Source organism: Pyramidobacter sp. YE332 (assembly GCF_033060595.1).
Classification (GTDB): Bacteria; Synergistota; Synergistia; order Synergistales; family Dethiosulfovibrionaceae; genus Pyramidobacter.
Map to the genome: position 1 here is coordinate 314,245 of NZ_CP133038.1, position 18,038 is coordinate 332,282.

Annotated in this window: 19 protein-coding genes; 8 read left to right on the forward strand and 11 right to left on the reverse strand. The window is 63.5% G+C overall.

All coding sequences use genetic code 11. The annotated features are described in order from the left end of the window. Positions 1 to 63 precede the first annotated feature (63 nt). Positions 64 to 657 carry a DUF6305 family protein gene (locus RAH42_RS01495; RefSeq protein WP_120372596.1) on the reverse strand — a complete coding sequence of 198 codons (594 nt, stop codon included), beginning with the start codon at positions 655 to 657 and terminating at the stop codon, positions 64 to 66. Positions 658 to 1,043: 386 nt separating this feature from the next. Next, positions 1,044 to 1,913 carry a phosphoribosylaminoimidazolesuccinocarboxamide synthase gene (locus RAH42_RS01500; RefSeq protein WP_317539789.1) on the reverse strand — a complete coding sequence of 290 codons (870 nt, stop codon included), beginning with the start codon at positions 1,911 to 1,913 and terminating at the stop codon, positions 1,044 to 1,046. A 251-nt stretch (positions 1,914 to 2,164) separates the two neighbouring features. On the opposite strand from RAH42_RS01500, the gene hydF reads away from it, so the two are divergent. The 6 genes from hydF (at position 2,165) to RAH42_RS01530 (ending at position 6,949) form a co-directional block, all read left to right on the forward strand. Next, positions 2,165 to 3,376, forward strand: coding sequence for a [FeFe] hydrogenase H-cluster maturation GTPase HydF (gene hydF / locus RAH42_RS01505; protein WP_317539790.1), 1,212 nt, complete (start codon positions 2,165 to 2,167; stop codon positions 3,374 to 3,376). Continuing rightward, positions 3,373 to 4,134: an ABC transporter permease gene (locus tag RAH42_RS01510; RefSeq protein WP_120372599.1), complete on the forward strand. Its 762-nt coding sequence runs from the start codon at positions 3,373 to 3,375 to the stop codon at positions 4,132 to 4,134. The genes hydF and RAH42_RS01510 overlap by 4 nt, the downstream gene beginning before the upstream one ends. Next, on the forward strand, positions 4,127 to 4,858 hold the full coding sequence (locus RAH42_RS01515) for an ATP-binding cassette domain-containing protein (protein ID WP_120372600.1): 732 nt from the start codon (positions 4,127 to 4,129) through the stop codon (positions 4,856 to 4,858). The genes RAH42_RS01510 and RAH42_RS01515 overlap by 8 nt, the downstream gene beginning before the upstream one ends. Beyond that, positions 4,855 to 5,538, forward strand: coding sequence for a hypothetical protein (locus RAH42_RS01520; protein ID WP_317539791.1), 684 nt, complete (start codon positions 4,855 to 4,857; stop codon positions 5,536 to 5,538). Before RAH42_RS01515 ends, RAH42_RS01520 begins: the two co-directional genes overlap by 4 nt. A gap of 83 nt (positions 5,539 to 5,621) precedes the next feature. Beyond that, positions 5,622 to 6,005 (forward strand): VOC family protein, encoded by a 384-nt coding sequence (locus RAH42_RS01525; protein WP_317539792.1) that lies wholly within the window; start codon positions 5,622 to 5,624, stop codon positions 6,003 to 6,005. A gap of 11 nt (positions 6,006 to 6,016) precedes the next feature. After that, positions 6,017 to 6,949 carry an NrtA/SsuA/CpmA family ABC transporter substrate-binding protein gene (locus RAH42_RS01530; RefSeq protein WP_317539793.1) on the forward strand — a complete coding sequence of 311 codons (933 nt, stop codon included), beginning with the start codon at positions 6,017 to 6,019 and terminating at the stop codon, positions 6,947 to 6,949. A gap of 127 nt (positions 6,950 to 7,076) precedes the next feature. Here the strand turns inward: RAH42_RS01530 and RAH42_RS01535 are convergent, their stop codons facing one another. The 5 genes from RAH42_RS01535 to RAH42_RS01555 form a co-directional block, all read right to left on the reverse strand. Beyond that, entirely contained in the window at positions 7,077 to 7,637 is a 561-nt protein-coding gene (locus RAH42_RS01535; RefSeq protein WP_317539794.1) for a chromate transporter, read from the reverse strand. Continuing rightward, on the reverse strand, positions 7,634 to 8,218 hold the full coding sequence (locus RAH42_RS01540) for a chromate transporter (RefSeq protein WP_317539795.1): 585 nt from the start codon (positions 8,216 to 8,218) through the stop codon (positions 7,634 to 7,636). The genes RAH42_RS01535 and RAH42_RS01540 overlap by 4 nt, the downstream gene beginning before the upstream one ends. After that, on the reverse strand, positions 8,215 to 8,586 hold the full coding sequence (locus RAH42_RS01545) for a metalloregulator ArsR/SmtB family transcription factor (protein ID WP_317539796.1): 372 nt from the start codon (positions 8,584 to 8,586) through the stop codon (positions 8,215 to 8,217). Before RAH42_RS01545 ends, RAH42_RS01540 begins: the two co-directional genes overlap by 4 nt. 161 nt (positions 8,587 to 8,747) lie before the next feature. Beyond that, positions 8,748 to 9,959, reverse strand: coding sequence for a diaminopropionate ammonia-lyase (dpaL, locus tag RAH42_RS01550; RefSeq protein WP_317539797.1), 1,212 nt, complete (start codon positions 9,957 to 9,959; stop codon positions 8,748 to 8,750). Between the two features lie 38 nt (positions 9,960 to 9,997). Further along, complete coding sequence (locus RAH42_RS01555) at positions 9,998 to 11,164, reverse strand: YgeY family selenium metabolism-linked hydrolase (RefSeq protein ID WP_317539798.1); 1,167 nt, start codon at positions 11,162 to 11,164, stop codon at positions 9,998 to 10,000. Between the two features lie 162 nt (positions 11,165 to 11,326). Between RAH42_RS01555 and RAH42_RS01560 the strand changes: the two genes are divergently transcribed. Beyond that, positions 11,327 to 11,950, forward strand: coding sequence for an HAD-IA family hydrolase (locus RAH42_RS01560; RefSeq protein WP_296427318.1), 624 nt, complete (start codon positions 11,327 to 11,329; stop codon positions 11,948 to 11,950). A 78-nt stretch (positions 11,951 to 12,028) separates the two neighbouring features. Here the strand turns inward: RAH42_RS01560 and RAH42_RS01565 are convergent, their stop codons facing one another. Then, a complete protein-coding gene (locus RAH42_RS01565) occupies positions 12,029 to 12,649 on the reverse strand; it encodes a DJ-1/PfpI family protein (RefSeq protein WP_296427316.1) in 621 nt (206 codons plus the stop codon). A gap of 202 nt (positions 12,650 to 12,851) precedes the next feature. On the opposite strand from RAH42_RS01565, the gene ygiD reads away from it, so the two are divergent. Continuing rightward, positions 12,852 to 13,634, forward strand: a complete 783-nt coding sequence (gene ygiD, locus RAH42_RS01570; protein ID WP_317539799.1) for a 4,5-DOPA dioxygenase extradiol — start codon at positions 12,852 to 12,854, stop codon at positions 13,632 to 13,634. A gap of 82 nt (positions 13,635 to 13,716) precedes the next feature. On the opposite strand, the gene RAH42_RS01575 is transcribed toward ygiD, so the two are convergent. The 3 genes from RAH42_RS01575 to RAH42_RS01585 form a co-directional block, all read right to left on the reverse strand. Continuing rightward, a complete protein-coding gene (locus RAH42_RS01575) occupies positions 13,717 to 15,327 on the reverse strand; it encodes a CTP synthase (protein WP_078015494.1) in 1,611 nt (536 codons plus the stop codon). Positions 15,328 to 15,457: 130 nt separating this feature from the next. Next, complete coding sequence (locus RAH42_RS01580; RefSeq protein WP_078015495.1) at positions 15,458 to 16,276, reverse strand: hypothetical protein; 819 nt, start codon at positions 16,274 to 16,276, stop codon at positions 15,458 to 15,460. Positions 16,277 to 16,414: 138 nt separating this feature from the next. Next, on the reverse strand, positions 16,415 to 17,905 hold the full coding sequence (locus RAH42_RS01585) for an AMP-binding protein (protein WP_078015496.1): 1,491 nt from the start codon (positions 17,903 to 17,905) through the stop codon (positions 16,415 to 16,417). Positions 17,906 to 18,038 lie beyond the last annotated feature (133 nt).

An 18,038-nucleotide genomic window follows, 5' to 3' on the forward strand; every position in this document is an offset into this window, starting at 1 on the left:
GGAAACGAAAACTTCTCTCTCACAGGCCGGGATCCAGCGCTCAGCTTCTGGTGCCGCGAAATTCTACTTGGCGTACATCATCTTGACGAATTCGCCCAGATCCATGGCGCTGTCAAGATAGGTGATGGGGATGTTCTTTTCCTTGGCGAGGTTCGTGAACTTGCCGTCGGCGTCGCCTTCCTTGTTGACCACGATCTGGTCGGCCAGAGGGATGATGGCGTCGATGGAACGCTCGTCGGCGCTGCCGGGCTTGCCGCGGCGAGCCTTGCCTTCGATGTGGGCGGCGATGACCTGGATGCCCAGCTCCTTGGCCTTGGCCATCATCGCGTCCAGACGGACGATCTCCTGATCGATGGTGATGCCGGAAGCGCCCAGCCCCTTGGCGGACGAGCCGATCACCACGACCATGGTCTTGAAGCCGCCGGCGACCAGGTCTTCGGGCTTGGGTTCGGCGTTGTAGGTCAGGTCTTCCACGGCCTTGGCGCGGCGGATCAGCAGACGGCCCATCTTGCCTCCGGGGCCCTGCCCGGCGTTGGTCACCAGCAGCGGCAGATCGCCCTTGGGCGCTTCGGCGCCGGTCACGGCGGCGAACGAGCCCGCCGCCAGCGCAAGGCACAGCAGCATGGTCACAAGCAGCGACAACGAAATCTTCTTCATGAAAAAAGCCTCCTCACAAAAAATTGCGGTCAAACTTTTTCCCGACGCCGTTTCACCGGGAAATTGCCGCAGCCTACACTACAGCATACTGAACTTTTATAAAGCGAAAATGCTTTTTCATCAAGAAGAAAATCAATGTAATATTGTATACTCGCAACGGCGTCGCGCGTCTTTTGAGCGTTGTCGGGAACGCAAATCGAACAAAAACGTACAAAATTTTGTCGGCGTCGGGCGGAAGCTTTTGTAAATCATGGGAGTGAAATTGACGAGGCTTTGAGTTCATGAAATTTTTCGAGTTTTGTTCGCGCGCGAAACGAACGGCAAACTATAAAAAATATCCGAGCTTCTTCCGCTGCGGAAGAAGCTCGGATATTTTTTGCCGCCGTTTAAAGTTCTTGGCCGGTAAGAAGCTTATAGGCCTCTTTGTACTTGCCGATCGTCTTTTCGACGACGTCGGGCGGCAGCGTGCCGTCGTTGCCGGGATGAGCCTTATACCAGTCGCGGGCGAACTGCTTGTCGAACGACGGCTGCCCGTGCCCCGGCTCGTAGCCTTCCAGCGGCCAGAAACGGCTGCTGTCGGGCGTGAGCATTTCGTCGCCGAGCACGACGCGGCCGTTCTCGTCGACGCCGAACTCGAATTTGGTGTCGGCGATGATGATGCCGCGCGACAGCGCGTAGGCGGCGCACTTCTCGTAAAGGGCGACCGTGTTGTCGCGGATCGTGCGCGCGTACTCTTCGCCGCGGCCGGGGAAGGTCTTTTCGAGCAGCGCCGCGCTCCGCGCGAAGTCGATGTTCTCGTCGTGATCGCCGATCTCGGCCTTGGTGCTGGGCGTGAAGACCGGCTCGGGCAGCTTCTGGCACTCTTTCAGCCCCGCGGGCAGCCGGACGCCGCAGACGGCCCCGTCCTTTTGGTAACTGGCCCAGCCGCTGCCGGTGATGTAACCGCGCACGATGCACTCCACGGGGATCATCTTCAGTTTTTTGCACAGCATGGCGCGGCCCTGGAAGCGGGGCGCGCGGAAGAACTCCGGCATCGCCGCGTTGTCGGTGCTGATCATGTGGTTGGCGACGATGTCCCGCGTGAAGTCGAACCAGAACCGGCTCATCTGCGTGAGCACGGCGCCCTTGCCGCGCACCTCGTTCCTGAGGATGATGTCGAAGACGCTGATGCGGTCGGTGGCGACCATGACGAGATTTTCGCCGAGGTCGTAGATCTCGCGGACTTTCCCTTCTTTTACGGGCACGAACTGCTGCATCGTTTGTATCACTCCTGATTTTTAAGGATGAAAAATCTTAATTTCAGCGTTCAGTATAAAGCAATTTCCGCAGGACACAAGAGATAAATAAGAAATGCGAATGAAAATTTTATGCATCCGCGCCGCGCGGAACGCCGGGCGCGTTGCTCTTTGGCCGCGCAGATTCTATAATGGGGCCGATTCCACCGGCGGCGCACGACGGCGCGCCGCCGCGGCTGAAAAGATCCTTTCAGCGGAAGGGAGCGAGTCCAATGAGTCTGAACGAAACGCCGCGTTCGGAGCGGCTGCACATCGGCATTTTCGGGCGGCGCAACAGCGGCAAGTCGTCGCTGATCAACGCGCTGACCGGCCAGAAGGCCGCCATCGTCAGCGACGTGCCGGGCACCACCGCCGACCCGGTCTACAAGGCCATGGAGATCCGCGGCGTCGGCCCAGCGGTGCTGATCGACACGGCCGGCTTCGACGACGAAGGCGGGCTCGGCGCGCTGCGCGTGGGCAAAACGCGCGAGGCCGCCGACCGCACCGACGTGGCGCTGATGGTCTTTGCCGGCGCCGCATGTCCCGAAGAGCTGGAATGGGTCGGTCTGCTGAAAGCGAAAGGCGTCCCCGTGATCGCCGTCCTGAACAAGATCGACCGCATGAGCGACGGCGAGCGGGAGGCGGCGCTGCGAAGCCTCAAAGCCGCGACCGGATCCGACGCCGTGCCCGTCAGCGCCGCGAACGGCGAAGGCGTGGCGGCGCTGCGCGAGGCGCTGCTGACGGCGCTGCCCGAGCGGGAAGACCTGAGCATCACCGGCTCGCTGTGCCGCGCCGGCGACACGGTGGTGCTGGTGATGCCTCAGGACATCCAGGCGCCGAAAGGGCGTCTGATCCTGCCGCAGGTGCAGACGATCCGCGAGCTGCTCGACAAGAAATGCCGCGCTCTCTGCGCGACATCCGACGGTTTTGCCTCGGCGCTGGCGTCGCTGAAGGAGCCTCCGGCGCTGGTGATCGTCGATTCGCAGACGTTCGCCGAAATTTACCCGCAGGTCCCGCCGGGCGTAAAGCTGACGTCGTTCTCGATCCTGTTTGCCGGCTACAAGGGCGACATCGCCGCCTTCGCCGCCGGGGCGCGGGCGCTGGAAAAACTGACCGGGCGGTCGCGCGTGCTGATCGCCGAAGCCTGCACGCACGCGCCTTTGGAAGAGGACATCGGCCGCGTCAAGATCCCGCGCCTGCTGCGCAAACGTTTCGGCGCGGGGCTGACGATCGACTTCGCGCGCGGCGTCGATTTTCCCGCCGATCTGGGCGGCTACGACCTCGTCGTCCATTGCGGCGCCTGCATGTTCAACCGCCGCTTTGTGCTGGCCCGCATCGCCGAAGCGCGCCGGCAGGGCGTGCCCATCACCAACTACGGCATCGCGCTGGCGTGGCTGACGGGCATCCTCGACAAGGTCAGTCTCGACGCGGAGGTCCGCCCATGAGCCGTCGGATTTTCGCCAAGCGCTGCGTCCTGCCGGCGCTGCTGTACGCGCTCTGGTGGTGGGGGAGCGCCCGTCAGTGGTGGAGTTCGTACGTGCTGCCGTCGCCCGCGCAGGTGTGGCGCGCCTTCTGGTCGATGACATGCAGCGGCGCGTTGCTCGGCGATCTATGGGCCAGCGTGCGCCGCGTTGCCGTCGGCTTTTCCATCTCCTTTGCCTTGGCGTTCGCGTTGGGGTTGGCGTCGATCTGGACGCGGCGCACCGAGTACTACGGGCACCTCGTCGAGTTCTTGCGCCACGTGCCGCCGCTCAGTCTGATCCCGCTGCTGATCCTCTGGTTCGGCATCGGCGAAAAGTCCAAGACCGTGCTGATCGTGCTGGCGACGTTTTTCCCCATCTACATGAGCGTCCACAAGGGGTTCGTCACCGCCAACAGGAAGCTGATGGAGGTGGGGCGCACGATGGGATTCTCCAAATGGCGGCTGTTCTCGCGCATCATGTTTCCCTGCGCCGTGCCCGACATTCTCGTGGGCATGCGCATCGGCATCGGCTACAGCTGGCGCGCCATCATCAGCGCGGAGATGATCGCCGCCGCCAGCGGACTCGGCTATATGATCCTCGACGCCCAGCAGATGTCGCGTTCCGACAAAGTCGTGGCCGGCGTCTTCGTGATCGGCCTCGTCGGTTATCTGACCGACGCGGCGCTGGCGGCGCTGATCGCCCGCGTCGCGCCCGGAGCGGGAGGCGACGGCGTTGGCTAAGTACGAGATCGTCGGTCTGCGCAAAAGCTTCGCCCTCGGCGGCGAAAAGCTGCCCGTGCTGCGCGGGCTGGACCTGACGCTGGAAGACGGGGACTTCGTGGTCGTGGCCGGCCGCAGCGGCTGCGGCAAGACCACGCTGCTGCGCATCCTCGCCGGGCTGGAGTCCTACGAGGGCGAGGTGCGCGCCCCGGAGCGCGCCCGCGTCGGCATGGTCTTTCAGGAGCCGCGCCTGATGCCGTGGCTGAACGTGTACGACAACGTGGCCTTCGGCGTCGAAAAGCCCGAAAGGGCGCGCATCATGGAGCTGATCCGCGCCGTTCGCCTCGACGGCTTCGAGAACGTCAGGCCGGCGCAGCTTTCCGGCGGCATGCAGCACCGCGCCGCGCTGGCCCGCGCGCTGGCGCTCGACCCCGGCGTGCTGCTCATGGACGAACCGTTCGCGGCGCTCGACTACTTTACGCGCATGACCATGCAGGAACTGCTCGTCGAACTGTACCAACGCACCGGCGTCACCGTGGTTTTCGTCACTCACAGCATCGACGAGGCGCTGCTGCTCGGGCGCCGGATCGTCGTCCTCGACCGCGGCGTCATCGACGCTCGCTACGACCTCGGCTCACTGCCCTATCCGCGCGATCTTTCGCTGCCCGAAGTGGGCAGGCTGCGCCGGGAGATTCTCGCGCGCATCATGAATCAGACTCTTAACAGGAAAGAGGGGAAAAGATGAAAAAATATTTATGGCTGTGTCTGTTCTGGCTTGTGTCCGCCGCGCCCGTCCGGGCGGTCCCCGCGCCGCTGGAGCGGCTGCGCGTCGCCTTCGCGCCGGGCGCGGAGCGTCTCTCCGTGCTGGCCGCCGCGCCGGAACTGCTGTGGCGCGACCATCTCGACCTGCCGGTGGAGAAAGTTTTCTGCGCCGGCGACGAAGAGCAGCTGACGGCTCTGGCCGAAGGGCGCGTCCACATCGTCGCTTCGATCCGCGCCTCAAAAGTCTTCGCGGCTGCCGCCCGGGGCCAGGCGTTGCGCATCGTCACCGTCGCCTGCCGCCCGCGGCCGGAACGTGCCGGACACACGGCGGAAGACGACGAACTGGTCTCCGTCACGACCGGCCAGTTCATCATGGATCACAACGATGCCGTGCGCGCTTTCATGGACGCGCAGGCCGACGCGGCCGAATGGCTGGAACGGGATGGAGAAGCGGCGGCGCTTCTGGCGCGGGCTGCCGGTCTTGACGCCGCTCGGGGCGAAGAACTGCGCCGCGGGCGTTCCTTCTCGCCGCAGCTGACCGACAAGGATTTCGACGCGCTCACGCGCACGCAGGCGCGCCAAAGAGCGCTCGGCCTCGCCGGGCCGCAGGCCCTGCGCTCGTTTATTTACTATCGTCAGCTGCGCCTGCTGACGCCCAGCTGATGCAGCGAATGATCTCCGGAGGAGATCGTGCAGCTGCAAAAAATCGCGCCGCAGCGCGGCGCTCGCGCAAAGGAGGTTATCCCATGCGCATCATGGACTTTGATCATCTCGTTCTCACCACGGCCGACCTCGAATCCTGCCGCCGCTTCTACTGCGGCGCGCTCGGCATGGAGTATCGCGAGAGGGACGGCCGCGGTGCCTTCCATTTCGGCGCCCGCAAGATCAACGTTCACACCCGCCCCGCCGAGTTCCTGCCGGCGGCGGAACGTCCCCTCCCCGGCAGCCTCGACTTCTGCCTGATCACGACGGACGACATCGAAACCGTCAAAGCCGAACTCGTCGCCAAAGGCGTGTCCATCGTCGCGGGCGTTGTCGACAGGAACGGCGCCCGCGGTCCGATGCGGAGCGTTTACGCGCGCGACCCCGACGGCAATCTCGTAGAGATCGCCCAGTACGCTCATCGATAAGGGGGCCGACGATGAACGGACGTCTGAAAGAATGTGCCGCCGCGCTGCTGCTGGCGCTTGCCTCCCTGCCCGCGCGCGCTGACGGCAAGATCGCCGTAACCTACATCACGCCGCCGCTCAACGTCCCCTCCATGGTCGAGAAACGCCTCGGACTGTTCGCAAAGCATTTCGGCCAGCCCGTGGAATACGTCGTCCTCAGGAACGGGCCCGAGCAGGCCCACGCTCTCGCCGCCGGCGACGTTCAGTTCCTGCCCGCGGCCGGCTCCACCAACGTCTTCCTGTCGGCGGCCAGCGGCGCGCCGTTCAGGATCCTCGGCATCTTCGCGCGCTCGCCGCGGAGTTTCAAGATCCTCGCGCCCAAGGATTCGCCGCTGGCGCGTCCCGAAGATTTGCGCGGCAGAACCGTCGCCGGGCCGCGCGGCACCATCCTGCACGAACTGCTCGCCCTCTGGCTGGCCGAAGCCGGCATGACCGTCAAAGACGTGGAATTCGTCTCCATGAACGTGCCCGCGGCGGCGGCCGCTCTCGCCGCCGGCAGGGTCGACGCCGCGCTCGTCACCGGCGTGCCGGCCTGGCGGATGGCCCGCGACGGCTACACGGTGCTGCGCGACGGTGACGGGCTGGTCGGCGGCGAAGTGCTTTCCGTCACCACGGAAGCGATGCTGCGCGACCATCCCGACCTGGTGGAAAAATTCCTCGCCGCCCGTCGCGAGACGCTGCGATGGATCGCCGATCATCGCGGCGAGGCCGTGCGCATCGCCGCCGAGGAACTGGACCTGAGCCGCGAAGACGTGGAAGCGCAGCTGCCGCTCTACGATTTCTCCATGGAGATCACTCCCGCCGACGCCGCGGGACTGCAGCGCACCGTCGACTTCATGGCCGCGCAGGGCATGATGGAGCGTGCCGTCGACGTGCGCAGCCTGTTCGCCGCGCCGCAGCCGTAAAAAAGCGCGAGGACGCGAATCCCCGCTCGTCGAAAAATCCCCTGCAGCCTGGCGACTGCAGGGGATTTTTTTGCGCATGCGATACTGACGTTGATTTTCAGTCGAAAGCCGTAATTGAAAATCGGTGTCAGGATCCGTATGCGGCGATGCCGAGGAAGGCTGACAGAATGATCAGCGCGATCGGCGATATTCTCCGCCGATGCGGCAGGATGGGGAAGAAAAACGCTGCCGCCAAAAGGGCCGAAAGAGCCATGGCCTTTACGTCGGCTCCGCCCGCCTCCTTGTGCAGGCAGTTATGAACGGTCATGCTGACGCCGGCCGCGAGGACGATGCCGATCACGGCCGGTTTCAGGCCGGATAGGACGGCCTGGAAACGTCGGTTGCGGAACGCGGCGCTGAAGAAGCCCATGACCAGCAGGATCATGACGAAAGACGGCAGCACGACGGCGGCAGTGGCGACAAGCGCTCCCGGAATGCTGGCCTGTTGGCTGCCGACGCAGGTCGCCAGATTGACCATAATGGGGCCGGGCGTGCTTTCGCTGACGGCGATCCAGTAGCTCAGTCGCTCCTCGCTGAGCCAGCCGTAAGACAGAACGACGTCGCGGATGAGAGGGATGGCTCCGTAGGCGCCGCCGAAAGCGAAAAAGCCCACCTTGAGAAAAGCGCACAGCAGATCGGCAAGGATCATTTTTCTTCTCTCCCGGCGCGGAGAAGGTTTCCCGCTGAAAACAGCGCGAGGCTCAGCAGAGCGGCGCACGACAGGAGCGCGATCGAAGAAATTTTCAGCGCGAAAATTTCCGACGCTCCCATGGTTAAGAACGCGCCGGCCATGAACAGGCGGGGGCGCGCCTTTTTCGGCATCTTCCGGACCATGCGGATCCCCGCGTCCAAAACAAGAAGGCCGACAGACAGCTTGATGCCCCGAAACGCGGACGACACGGCTCGTATCGCGAGAAAGCGGTCGAAGCGGGAGGCGATGAGATAGATCACCGCAAAAGACGGCAGCACGATTCCCAGCGTCGCCGCCAGCGTGCCGCTCAGACCGGCCTGGCGGTAACCGACGAAGGTGGCGCAGTTGATGGCGATCGGTCCGGGCGTCGACTCGGCGATGACGACGACGTTCATCATCTCGTCGTGAGTGATCCAGCCTTCCCGCTCGACGCAGAGATGTTCAATCAGAGAGATCATGGCATAGCCGCCGCCAAACGTGAAAAAACCGACTTTCATGAAGACGAGCAGCAGCCTGAGCAGAATGCCGGGCTTTTTCATTGTCTCTCCTCCTTCGTCTCGCGCTCGCCGGCAGTTGAAAAGTCCGATCGACAACGAGCGCCCGCGTTTTGGCGGTTCCGTTCGTCGGGCGGGCACGTCCGTTCGACGGCGGCGGCCTGGTCTCCGATTTCCCGGGCCAGATCTTGAAGGGTCCGACGATCGACGTCGTAATGCATAAAATATCCCCGCCTCTGTCCGATGACGATGCCGGCCTCCCGCAGCACTTTCAGATGCTGGGATACGGCGGCTTCGGAAAGATCCAGCTCGCGGGCCAGCGCGCGTACGCAACGGCGATGTTCGAGCAGCAGCCTGACGATTTTCAGGCGCGTCCCATCCGCAAGCGCTTTGAAAAGAACCAGATGATCCATTTTGCACGCTCCTTTAATTAAGTGTCTGCGTAATTAAATTTTAGCGGGAGCTTCCGATGAAGTCAACGATAAAAACGTGGCGGATACAAACCGGGCTGCGGCGAAAGACTTTTCCCTTCGCCGCAGCCCGGTCGTACAGGTTTTCGATTTAACCTTATCGATCAAGAAACCGAACGGTCCCGCGCAAACGCGCCGTCCCAGACGATGCGGCGGTAGTTGGCGCGGTCGGTAGCGCCTTCGGTGGAAAAGCAGAGCACGCGCGAGTTTTCGTCGAGGCGCAGCTGCTCCTTGAGCCATTTCAGCCCGGGGCTGCGCAGGACCTCGGTCACCAGGCCGAAGGCGGAAGCGCCGCTTTCGCCGGAGATCACGCGCGGATCGCCGGGCAGCGGCGCGCCGAGGATGCGCATACCCTGCGCGGCCGGGTAGTCGGGCATGGAGACGAAGTTGTCGGCGCAGCGCCGCAGCAGCTCCCAGGCCGTCATGCCCGGCACGCCGCAGGCCAGCCCGGCCATGATCGTGCGCATGTCGCCGTTTACGGCATGGATCTTGCCGTCCCGCGCCGCGGCGGTGCGGTAGATGCAGTCGGCCTGATTCGACTCGACGATGGTGACGATCGGGCGTTCCGCGCCGTACAGATTGGCGAAGAACGCCGCCGCCGCGGCCGGCATGGAACCGACGCCGGCCTGCAGGAACACGTGCGTGGGCTTTTTGCCGCCCAGCTGCTCCGCCGTCTCCAGCGTCATGGTCAGATAGCCCTGCATGATCCGCAGAGGGATCTCCTCGTAGCCCGGCCAGGAAGTGTCCTGCACCAGCGTCCAGCCGTTCTTCGCGGCGGTATCGCGGGCCAGCGCCACGGTATCGTTGTAATTGAATTCCGTAATCGACGCGTCGGCGCCTGTCCTGCGGATGTTCTCGAGGCGCTCGGCGGCGCTGCCCTTGGGCATGTAAACGACGCAACGCTGTTTCAGCTTGGCGGCCGTCCAGGCCACGCCGCGGCCGTGGTTGCCGTCGGTGGCGGTGACGAAGGTGGAGCCGTCGATCTTCGCCAGCACTTCGGGGCTGGTCAGCTCCGCGAAGGTCAGCGAATCGGGATCGAGCCCGAGCCGTTCGGCGACGCAGCGGCCGAGGCAGTAGCTGCCGCCGAGCACTTTGAAAGCGTTGAGGCCGAAGCGGTAGCTTTCATCTTTGACGTGCAGCGAAGCGATCCCCAGTTCGCGCGCCAGATGCGGCAGGTCGGCCAGCGGCGTGGGGGCGTACTCGGGAAAGCTGCGGTGGAAGGCGCGCACCTTCTCGGCCTGAGCCGGACCGAATTGTTCCGCCGCCGCGGCGCCGGCGCCGCGCTCGTAATGAACCGCCTTGAACAGTGCCTCCATTTTCGTTCCTCCTTGAATGAACATCCTCGCGCCCTTTTTCAGAGCGTCTCGATCAGATGGGTATAGAAGCAGCACGCCTCTTCGACTTTTGCGAGAGCGCAGCGTTCGTCGGTCATGTGCGCCAGCTTGTATTCGCCGGGACCGAAGCCGATCGTAGGCACGCCCATCGCCACGGGAACGACGGCGTTGGTGCCAAAATCCCAGAAGTCGTAGCGGGCGGGCGCTTCGCCGAACGTCTTTTCATACGCGGCGTTACAGGCGAGCGTGAGTGGATGGTTCTCGCCGATCTTCCAGGGATCGTGCTCGGGCCGATAGACGAGCCGCGCTCCGTTCCAGCTGGTGTGGATCAGCGTGCCGGGTTCGACGGAAGCTCGTTTGCCGGCGGCCAGCGCCGCCAGTTCCGTCGCGACCTGCGCGGTGGTCTCGCCGAGGCGCAGGCGCCGGTCGAGATAGATCTCGCAGCGGTTGGGCACGGCGTTCAACGACGCCGTCTGGCAGGAGATGTGCGACAGCACGATGGTGCCGCCGCCGTTCTCGCGCAGTGCGGCGTTGAGGGCTTCGACGCGCTGGATGATCTCCGCCATCTCGTAGACGGCGTTGACGCCCTTTTCGGGCGCCGAGCCGTGCGCCGAAACGCCGTGCGTGACGAGGCGCGCCTGCACTTTGCCGGTGTGCCCGAGCGTGATCACGTTGTCGGACGGCTCGCAGATCACGCAGAAGTCGGGTCTGACGCCGCTGTCGCGGTAAAAATGTTCGAGGCAGACGCCGTCGCAGTACTCCTCGCAGACGGAGCCTGTCACCCAGACGGTCTTGCCTTCGAGCAGGCCAAGCTTTTTCGCCGCTCCCGCCGCGCAGATCGACGCGGTCAGGCCGCCTTTCATGTCCACGGCGCCGCGGCCGTAGAGCATGCCGTCCTCGATCTCGCCGGCAAAGGGCGGATGCTTCCATTCGTCTGCGTTCTCGGCCAGCACGGTGTCCATGTGCGAATCGAAGTGGATCACCCTGCCGCCGCAGCCGACGCGGCCGCAAACGTTGCCCGCGGCGTCGACGTAGGCTTCGTCATACCCCAGTTCCTTCATTTTGGCGAGGAGTTTCTGCGCCAGTTCGCCCTCCTGATCGGAATAGCTGCGCGTTTTCACGGCCGCGACGTAAAAATCCAGCAGGTCGCGGCGGTGCGTTTCGTTCCAGAATTTCTGAGCGATCATAAAAAAGCCCCCTTCGCGGATGATGTTCCCCGAACTGAATCAAGTATATTGATTTCCGCGCCGTAAAGTATCACAATAGAAGCGAAAAATGCAGCGTCATTGCGCAAAAACTTCCCCAACCGGTATGAGAGCGCATTGTGCAGAAAGATTCGGAGGAAGACCATGAGGCCCGCCAGGGAATACCGCAACATCGTTTTCGACATGGGACACGTGCTGTCCGAGTACGACTCGCGCCGCGCCATCGCGCGGTTCACGGACGACGAGGCCGTGATCAAGGAGATCCGTTACGTGCTGTACTGCTCCTGCGAGTGGCAGATGCTCGATGCGGGGCTCATCGACGAGGATACGGCGCTGCGGTACACGCTGCGCCGCCTCAGCTCCGACGCCGTGCGAGAGATCGCGCGGAAAAGCTTCGAGCACTGGGAGGATTACAACCTGTGGCCCAAGCCCGGCATGGAAGAAGTGGTCAAAGCCGTCAAAGCACGCGGCCAGAACGTCTACGTGCTTTCCAACGCGGGGATGCGCCTGACGCAGTGCTGGCGGCGCGTGCTGCCCTGCCCGGATCTGTACGACGGCGTCGTCTTCTCCGCGCCGGAACGGTGCGTCAAGCCGCAGAAATGGATCTATCGGCTTTTTTTCGAGCGCTACGGCCTGGACCCGGCCGACTGCCTCTTCATCGACGACCTGACATGGAACGTGCAGGGGGCCGTCGACTGCGGCATGGACGCCTGGCAGTTCGCCAGCGGCGACGTGGCCGAGCTGCGCCGCGTGCTGGAGCTGGACTGAAAAACTTCCGCGCCGCCGCGCGAATAAAAACGAGCGGCCGCTCGCACGTCATACGGTTGTTGATCGGCGGAACGGGGGTTACCTTTCGAAAGACTTCATCAACGCGGCGAAGTATTCGGGTTCTCCGGTAGAAAAATAGTCGTACCACGCGCTTACGGTCGCTGGCGAATAGAGGCCCAACCGTTCGATGATATATCTTGCCCAGAGCAGGGAGCCTGCCGAGCCGGCCGTTATCAGATTCCCGTCGCAAACGGCCGGGACGTGCCTGTAATGAGCCAGGCCGCCGTAATTCTTAGCCAGTCCGCTCAGGAAGGACGGCGAGTTGCTGGTATGCTCCCTGTCGTTCAGGATCCCTCGCTCGGCCAATCCCAATGTCGCGCCGCAGATCGCCGCGACTACGGCGTTTTTTTCGACCAGAGCGGCCGCTAGATCGAGCGCTTCTTTTTGTTCTTCTTTCAGCCACGCGTCTCCGCCGATCAGCAGCAAGGCGGAGACGCTGTTTCCGTTGATCTCTTTCAGCGCGGCGTCTGGGACGATCGTCAGTCCGCCTGCGGTATGAACGGGATTTTTTGAATTCGAAACGGTGAGAAGTTCGTATTTTTTCTCGGGCAGCATCTTCTGCAGCGACAGCCCCTGCAGCGCATAACCGTGCTCCCAGTCCGCCATTGCCTCGCATAAATACATGCATATTTTTTTCATTCGCGTTCGCTTCTCTCTGGATAAAATGTATGCTTATAATAACATGTCAGGCAATTTTGCCGCAACATGTTCATGGACAGGGAATCTGAACGCCGGCCGGTCCAGAAGCGTTTGAAAAATTTTCTTGTAAGGCTGCCCGCGGCGGGCTATGATCCGGGCAGGTCCAAAATTCGAATGGAATTCATTTGAAGGAGTCATTCACATGAAACGAATGCCCGCGGTTTTCCTCGGTCACGGCGATCCGATGATCGCGCTGGCCGACAACGAGCTGACGCGCCGCTTCCGCGCGCTGGGGGAGCGGATCGTCGCCGGATTCGGCAGGCCGAAAGCGATCCTGGCGGTCTCCGCCCATTGGTACAACGCGCGCACGTTCGTGCAGACCGATCCCGAGCCGCGTCAGGTCTACGACATGACGGGCTTTCCGAAAGAATTGTACGAGCTGAAGTACCCCGTCCGCGGCGACGCGGGGCTGAGCGCCCGCGTGCTGGCCGCGCCGGGGCTCGACGCGCGCGTCGACGACAGCTGGGGCGTCGACCACGGCGTGTGGTCGGTGCTGGTGCACGTGTTCCCCGAAGCCGACGTGCCGGTGGTGCAGCTGAGCGTGAACCGCTTTCTGGACGCATCGGCGTCCTACGAAGCCGGCAAAAAGCTGGCCTTCCTGCGCGACGAGGGTTATCTGATCCTCGCCAGCGGCAACGTGGTGCACAATCTGCGCCGCGTGGACTGGGACAACCCCGCCGGAACGCCCGAGGCGGACGCTTTCGACGAGTGGATCCGCGCGCAGGTGGGAGCGCGACGCGACGACGCCGTGATCGATTACAGGAGCCACGAGGACGCGGCCTACGCCGTTCCGTCGCCCGATCACTTCCTGCCGCTGCTTTACGCGCTGGGCGCGTCGGCCGGCGAAAAACCCTGCGTGTTCAACGCCGTGCGCACGCTGGCCGCCATTTCGATGACCAGCTATGCTTTCGGCATGGATGCTTGAGCTGCGCCGCCCGAAAATCTTTCGATACAAAATATCCAGCCTTCGCGTACGCGCGGGCTGGATATTTTTTCGCCTGGCGCGCTCACTCCGCGGCGGGCTGTTTTTTCATCGCCGCGGCGATGAAGGACGCGAACAGCGGATGGGGACGGACGGGGCGGGATTTGAACTCGGGGTGGAACTGCACGCCCACGAACCAGCGGCAATCGACGTTCTCCATGATCTCCACCTGTCCGCCGCTTGGACAGACGCCGGCCACTTTCATGCCGGCGGCTTCGTAACGGGCGCGATAGCGCTCGTTGAACTCGAAGCGGTGACGGTGGCGTTCGCTGACGGCGGCGACGCGATAGATTTCGTCCCGCGCCTTGGAACCGGCGACGAGATCGCAGGGATACGCGCCGAGGCGCATGGTGCCGCCCCGCACGACGACGCCCTTTTGAGTCTCCATAAGGTGGATCACGGGATCGGGAGTGTCGGGGTTGAACTCGCAGCTGTCGGCTTCGGCGAGGCCCAGCACGCCGCGGGCGAACTCGATGGCGGCGACCTGCATGCCCAGACAGATGCCGAGGTAAGGCACGTCGTGCACGCGGGCGAAGCGGGCGGCGAGGATCTTGCCGGGGATGCCGCGGGCGCCGAAGCCGCCGGGCACGAGGATGCCGTCGGCGCAGGCCAGCGTCTCGTCCACGTTTTCGGGCGTCAGCGTTTCCGAGTCGACGGGAACGATCGTGACGGCGGCGCCGTTGGCGATGGCCGCGTGGGACAGCGCTTCGTTGACGCTCAGATAGGCGTCCCTGTTCTCGGTGTACTTGCCGACGAGCGCAATGGTCACGGTTTGGGCGGCGGCGTCGCGCCTCCTCAGGAACTGGCTCCAGTCGCTCCGGTCGGGCTCCTTCGCGCCGTCGAGCCCGAGACAACGCAGCACGAGCGCGTCGAAGTTTTGGGCGCGGAGTACCTCCGGCACGCGGTAGATCGTGTCGGCGTCGCGCTCCTCGATAACGTTCTGCGGCGGCACGGAGCAGAACAGGGCGATCTTCTCGCGCGTCTCCGCCGTGACGGGCAGGGGCGAGCGGCAGACGATGACGTCGGGCTGGATGCCGAGACGGCGCAGCTCGTTGACGCTGTGCTGGGTGGGCTTGGTCTTCAGCTCGCCGGAGGCGCCGATGTAGGGCAGCAGCGTCACGTGGCAGTACAAAACGTTGCCCTTGCCGACGCGCGCGGGCAGCTGACGGATGGCTTCGAGAAAGGGCTGCCCCTCGATGTCGCCGACGGTGCCGCCGATTTCGGAGATGAGCACGTCGCACGCGGCGCCGAGCGCGGTGATGCGGCGCAGGATCTCGTCGGTGACGTGGGGAATGACCTGTACGGTGCGGCCGTCGTAATCGCCGCGGCGCTCGTTGGTGATGACCGACAGGTAGACCTTGCCGGAAGTGCAGCTGTTGGCGCCGCTCAGGTTTTCGTCGATGAAGCGTTCGTAGTGGCCGAGGTCGAGGTCGGTCTCGGCGCCGTCGTCGGTGACGAACACCTCGCCGTGCTGGAACGGGCTCATGGTCCCCGCGTCCACGTTCAGATAGGGATCCATCTTGAGGATGCCGACGTTCAAGCCGCGCTGTTTCAGCAGCATGCCCAATGAGGCCGCGGTGATGCCCTTGCCGAGCGACGAAACGACGCCGCCGGTGACGAAAACGTATTTTGCCATACAGATCTCTCCTTTGATGGCGGCGCAACCCTTATCTCCGCTGCGTGATTCGGTTTTGCGCCGCCGTGGTCGCGTCTCGAAGACGCTTAAAAAATAAGAACGCCCCCGCGGAGACGGGGGCGCGTGACGCCTAGACGACGCCGAGGATCGCCCTGAGGGCATCGGCGGCGCTTGGGAATTTGACGACGTTGTGGTTGAGCTGCGTACCGACGGAGATGAAATCGCCGCAGCCGAAGCTTTCCATCAGCTCGAGGTCGGCGGGAAGACTGCCGAGATAGAGCGGCCAGCGGCAGCCCAACGATCTGCACAGATTCTCGAGCCCGGCAGTGTCGGGTTTGCGGGCGATATCCGACGTGACGCAGCGTTCCTTGGGCAGGTCCTGCCAGCCGAGCGTCCGTAAGGCGCAGTCAAGCTCGTCTCGATCGCGCGAGGTGCAGATGCCCACGGGAAGCGGCAGTTTGTCCCAGCGCGTCGAAAAAAGCGGTCTTTCAAGGACGCAAGCTCCTTCCGGCAGGTCTTCCAGCAACGGCGCCTTGCCGTCGGTCGGTCCGAAGTAGATGTCGTTGTAAAGGGCGACGATAGTGCGGCAGTCGGCGGCGGAGATCGTGGACGTGAAATCCTCCATGCCGTGTCCGTCTTCGGCGGCGATCAGGCGGGCCTCCCATTGTTCCGGGGCAGGCAGCGCCTCGGCGAGACGTTGCCGTTCGCTCTTCATGGCCAGGGACAGAAGCGTCCAGGCTATGTCGCCGCGACTGCCGAAAATGTTGTGACGGCGCGCCGCCTGCAGGTAGGGCGCCGCGTCGACCGCCTCCGACGCTTCCCGCTTCAGCAGCTCGCTCCAGCTGAGCGAAAGCGCGCGGGAAAGGGCGGCGGAGATGCCGGCGCCGTCGACGAGAACGCCGTCGACGCTGAAGACGATACAGTCCGCGCGGCTGGGACTCAACAGCATAGATCACACTTCCTTTCGCAAAAGCTTCTCTCAAATGAAAGCCCCCTCGCCATCGGCGGGGGCAAATTTCTACGGGAAATATCATACCACATTCTTGAGCGGCTGAGAAAAACAGCTCCCAAAATTTGTGGAGACGGCCTAGTCGTCACCGCTGTTCTGGGATTCTTCGCGCAGCTTGCGGCGCAGGATTTTGCCGAGAGCGTTGCGGGGCAGATCGGTGACCAGCTTGATGCTGCGCGGCACTTTGTAGTGAGGCAGGCGCTCGCGGCACCATTCCGTCAGCTCGGAAGACGAGCAGGTGACGCCCTCCTTGAGGATGACGAAGGCGCGCACGATCTGTCCCGTAACCGAGCGCGACACGCCGACGGCGGCCGATTCTCTGACTTTGGGATTGGCGTTGAGCACGGCTTCGACTTCCTGCGGGTAGACGTTGAAGCCGCCGACGATGATAAGGTCGCTGACGCGTTCCTGGATGAAGACGTTGCGCTTCTCGTCGACGCGCACCATGTCGCCGGTGTTGAACCAGCCGTCTTGAAATTTCTCGGCCGTGATCTGGGGGGCGTTGAAGTATCCCGACGCCACGTTGGGGCCTTTGACCCAGAGCACGCCTTCGTCGCCAGTCGCGGGGGAGCCGTCGATGTCGCGCAGCTGGTATTCGATGCCTTCGAGCAGCGGACCCACGGAACCTTCGGGAGAACCACCCGTCGCCTGCGCTGCGAGGATCGGCGAGCACTCGGTCAGGCCGTACCCCTCGATGGGCTTGCCGCCGAGAAGCTGAGCGATGCGGCCGCGCAGCGAGGGCACGAGGCGGTCGCCGCCGGAGACCACGTATTTGACGCGGCGGGGCTTCCAGCCGGTCTTGACGGCGGCGCCGCAAAGGAAGTGCAGCAGCGTGGGCACCGTCACCAGCAATGTAGCGTCGCCTTCGTCGATGGCGCGCATGGTGCCTTCGACGGGCAGGAAGCTGTTGCGGATCACCTGAGGAATGCCGACAAACAGGGGCATGAAACCGGAAACGACGCAGCCGAGCGTGTGAAAGTTGGGCAGCACGTTGAGCATGGTCTGTTCGCCGATGTCGGGAAGCACCTGTTTCAGCGCCTGATCCAGGCAGGTGAGGATGTTCATGTGAGTGAGCGGCACGCCCTTGGGCGTGCCCGTCGTGCCGGAGGTATAGAAGATCGAGCAGCAGTCTTCGCTGGATTTGAGCGAAGGCACGGCTCTGAACTCGGGCAGCGGGCCCGTGGCTTCGAGAAACACGAGCGGGAACGGCAGCCCTTTGAGCCCCTCGGCATGTCCCTTCAACGCCGGATCGGCAACGATCACCGCCGGCATGGAATGCTCGATCAGCGCGCCGAGCGCCTGAGGTCCGGCCAGGGCGTTGAGCGGGGTCACTGAACCGCGCATTTCCCAGGCAGCCATGCACAGCGCCAGAAACGACGGACTGTTGGGCAGCATCGTCACGATGCGGTCTCCGGCGCCGAAACCGGCGGCCTGCAGCCGCTTTACGTTTTCCCCCACAAGACGGAACACGCGCTCCGCGGTCCACCATTCGCCTTCGTACCATGCCATCTGCCGAGGCGCCGACCAGTGAGCCGCAATAACGTCTTCCAGTCTCAATTTCTCTGCCATGGAAATACCCCTCCTGAAAAATTCCTTTGAACTCTCATGAATCCGCCGTAAAAAGCATAAGAAAACCTACGGGAAGAACTCCGCTGCATAAAAAACGGCGTTTCGAGCGCAAGCGGCAAACGTCGTAAAATCG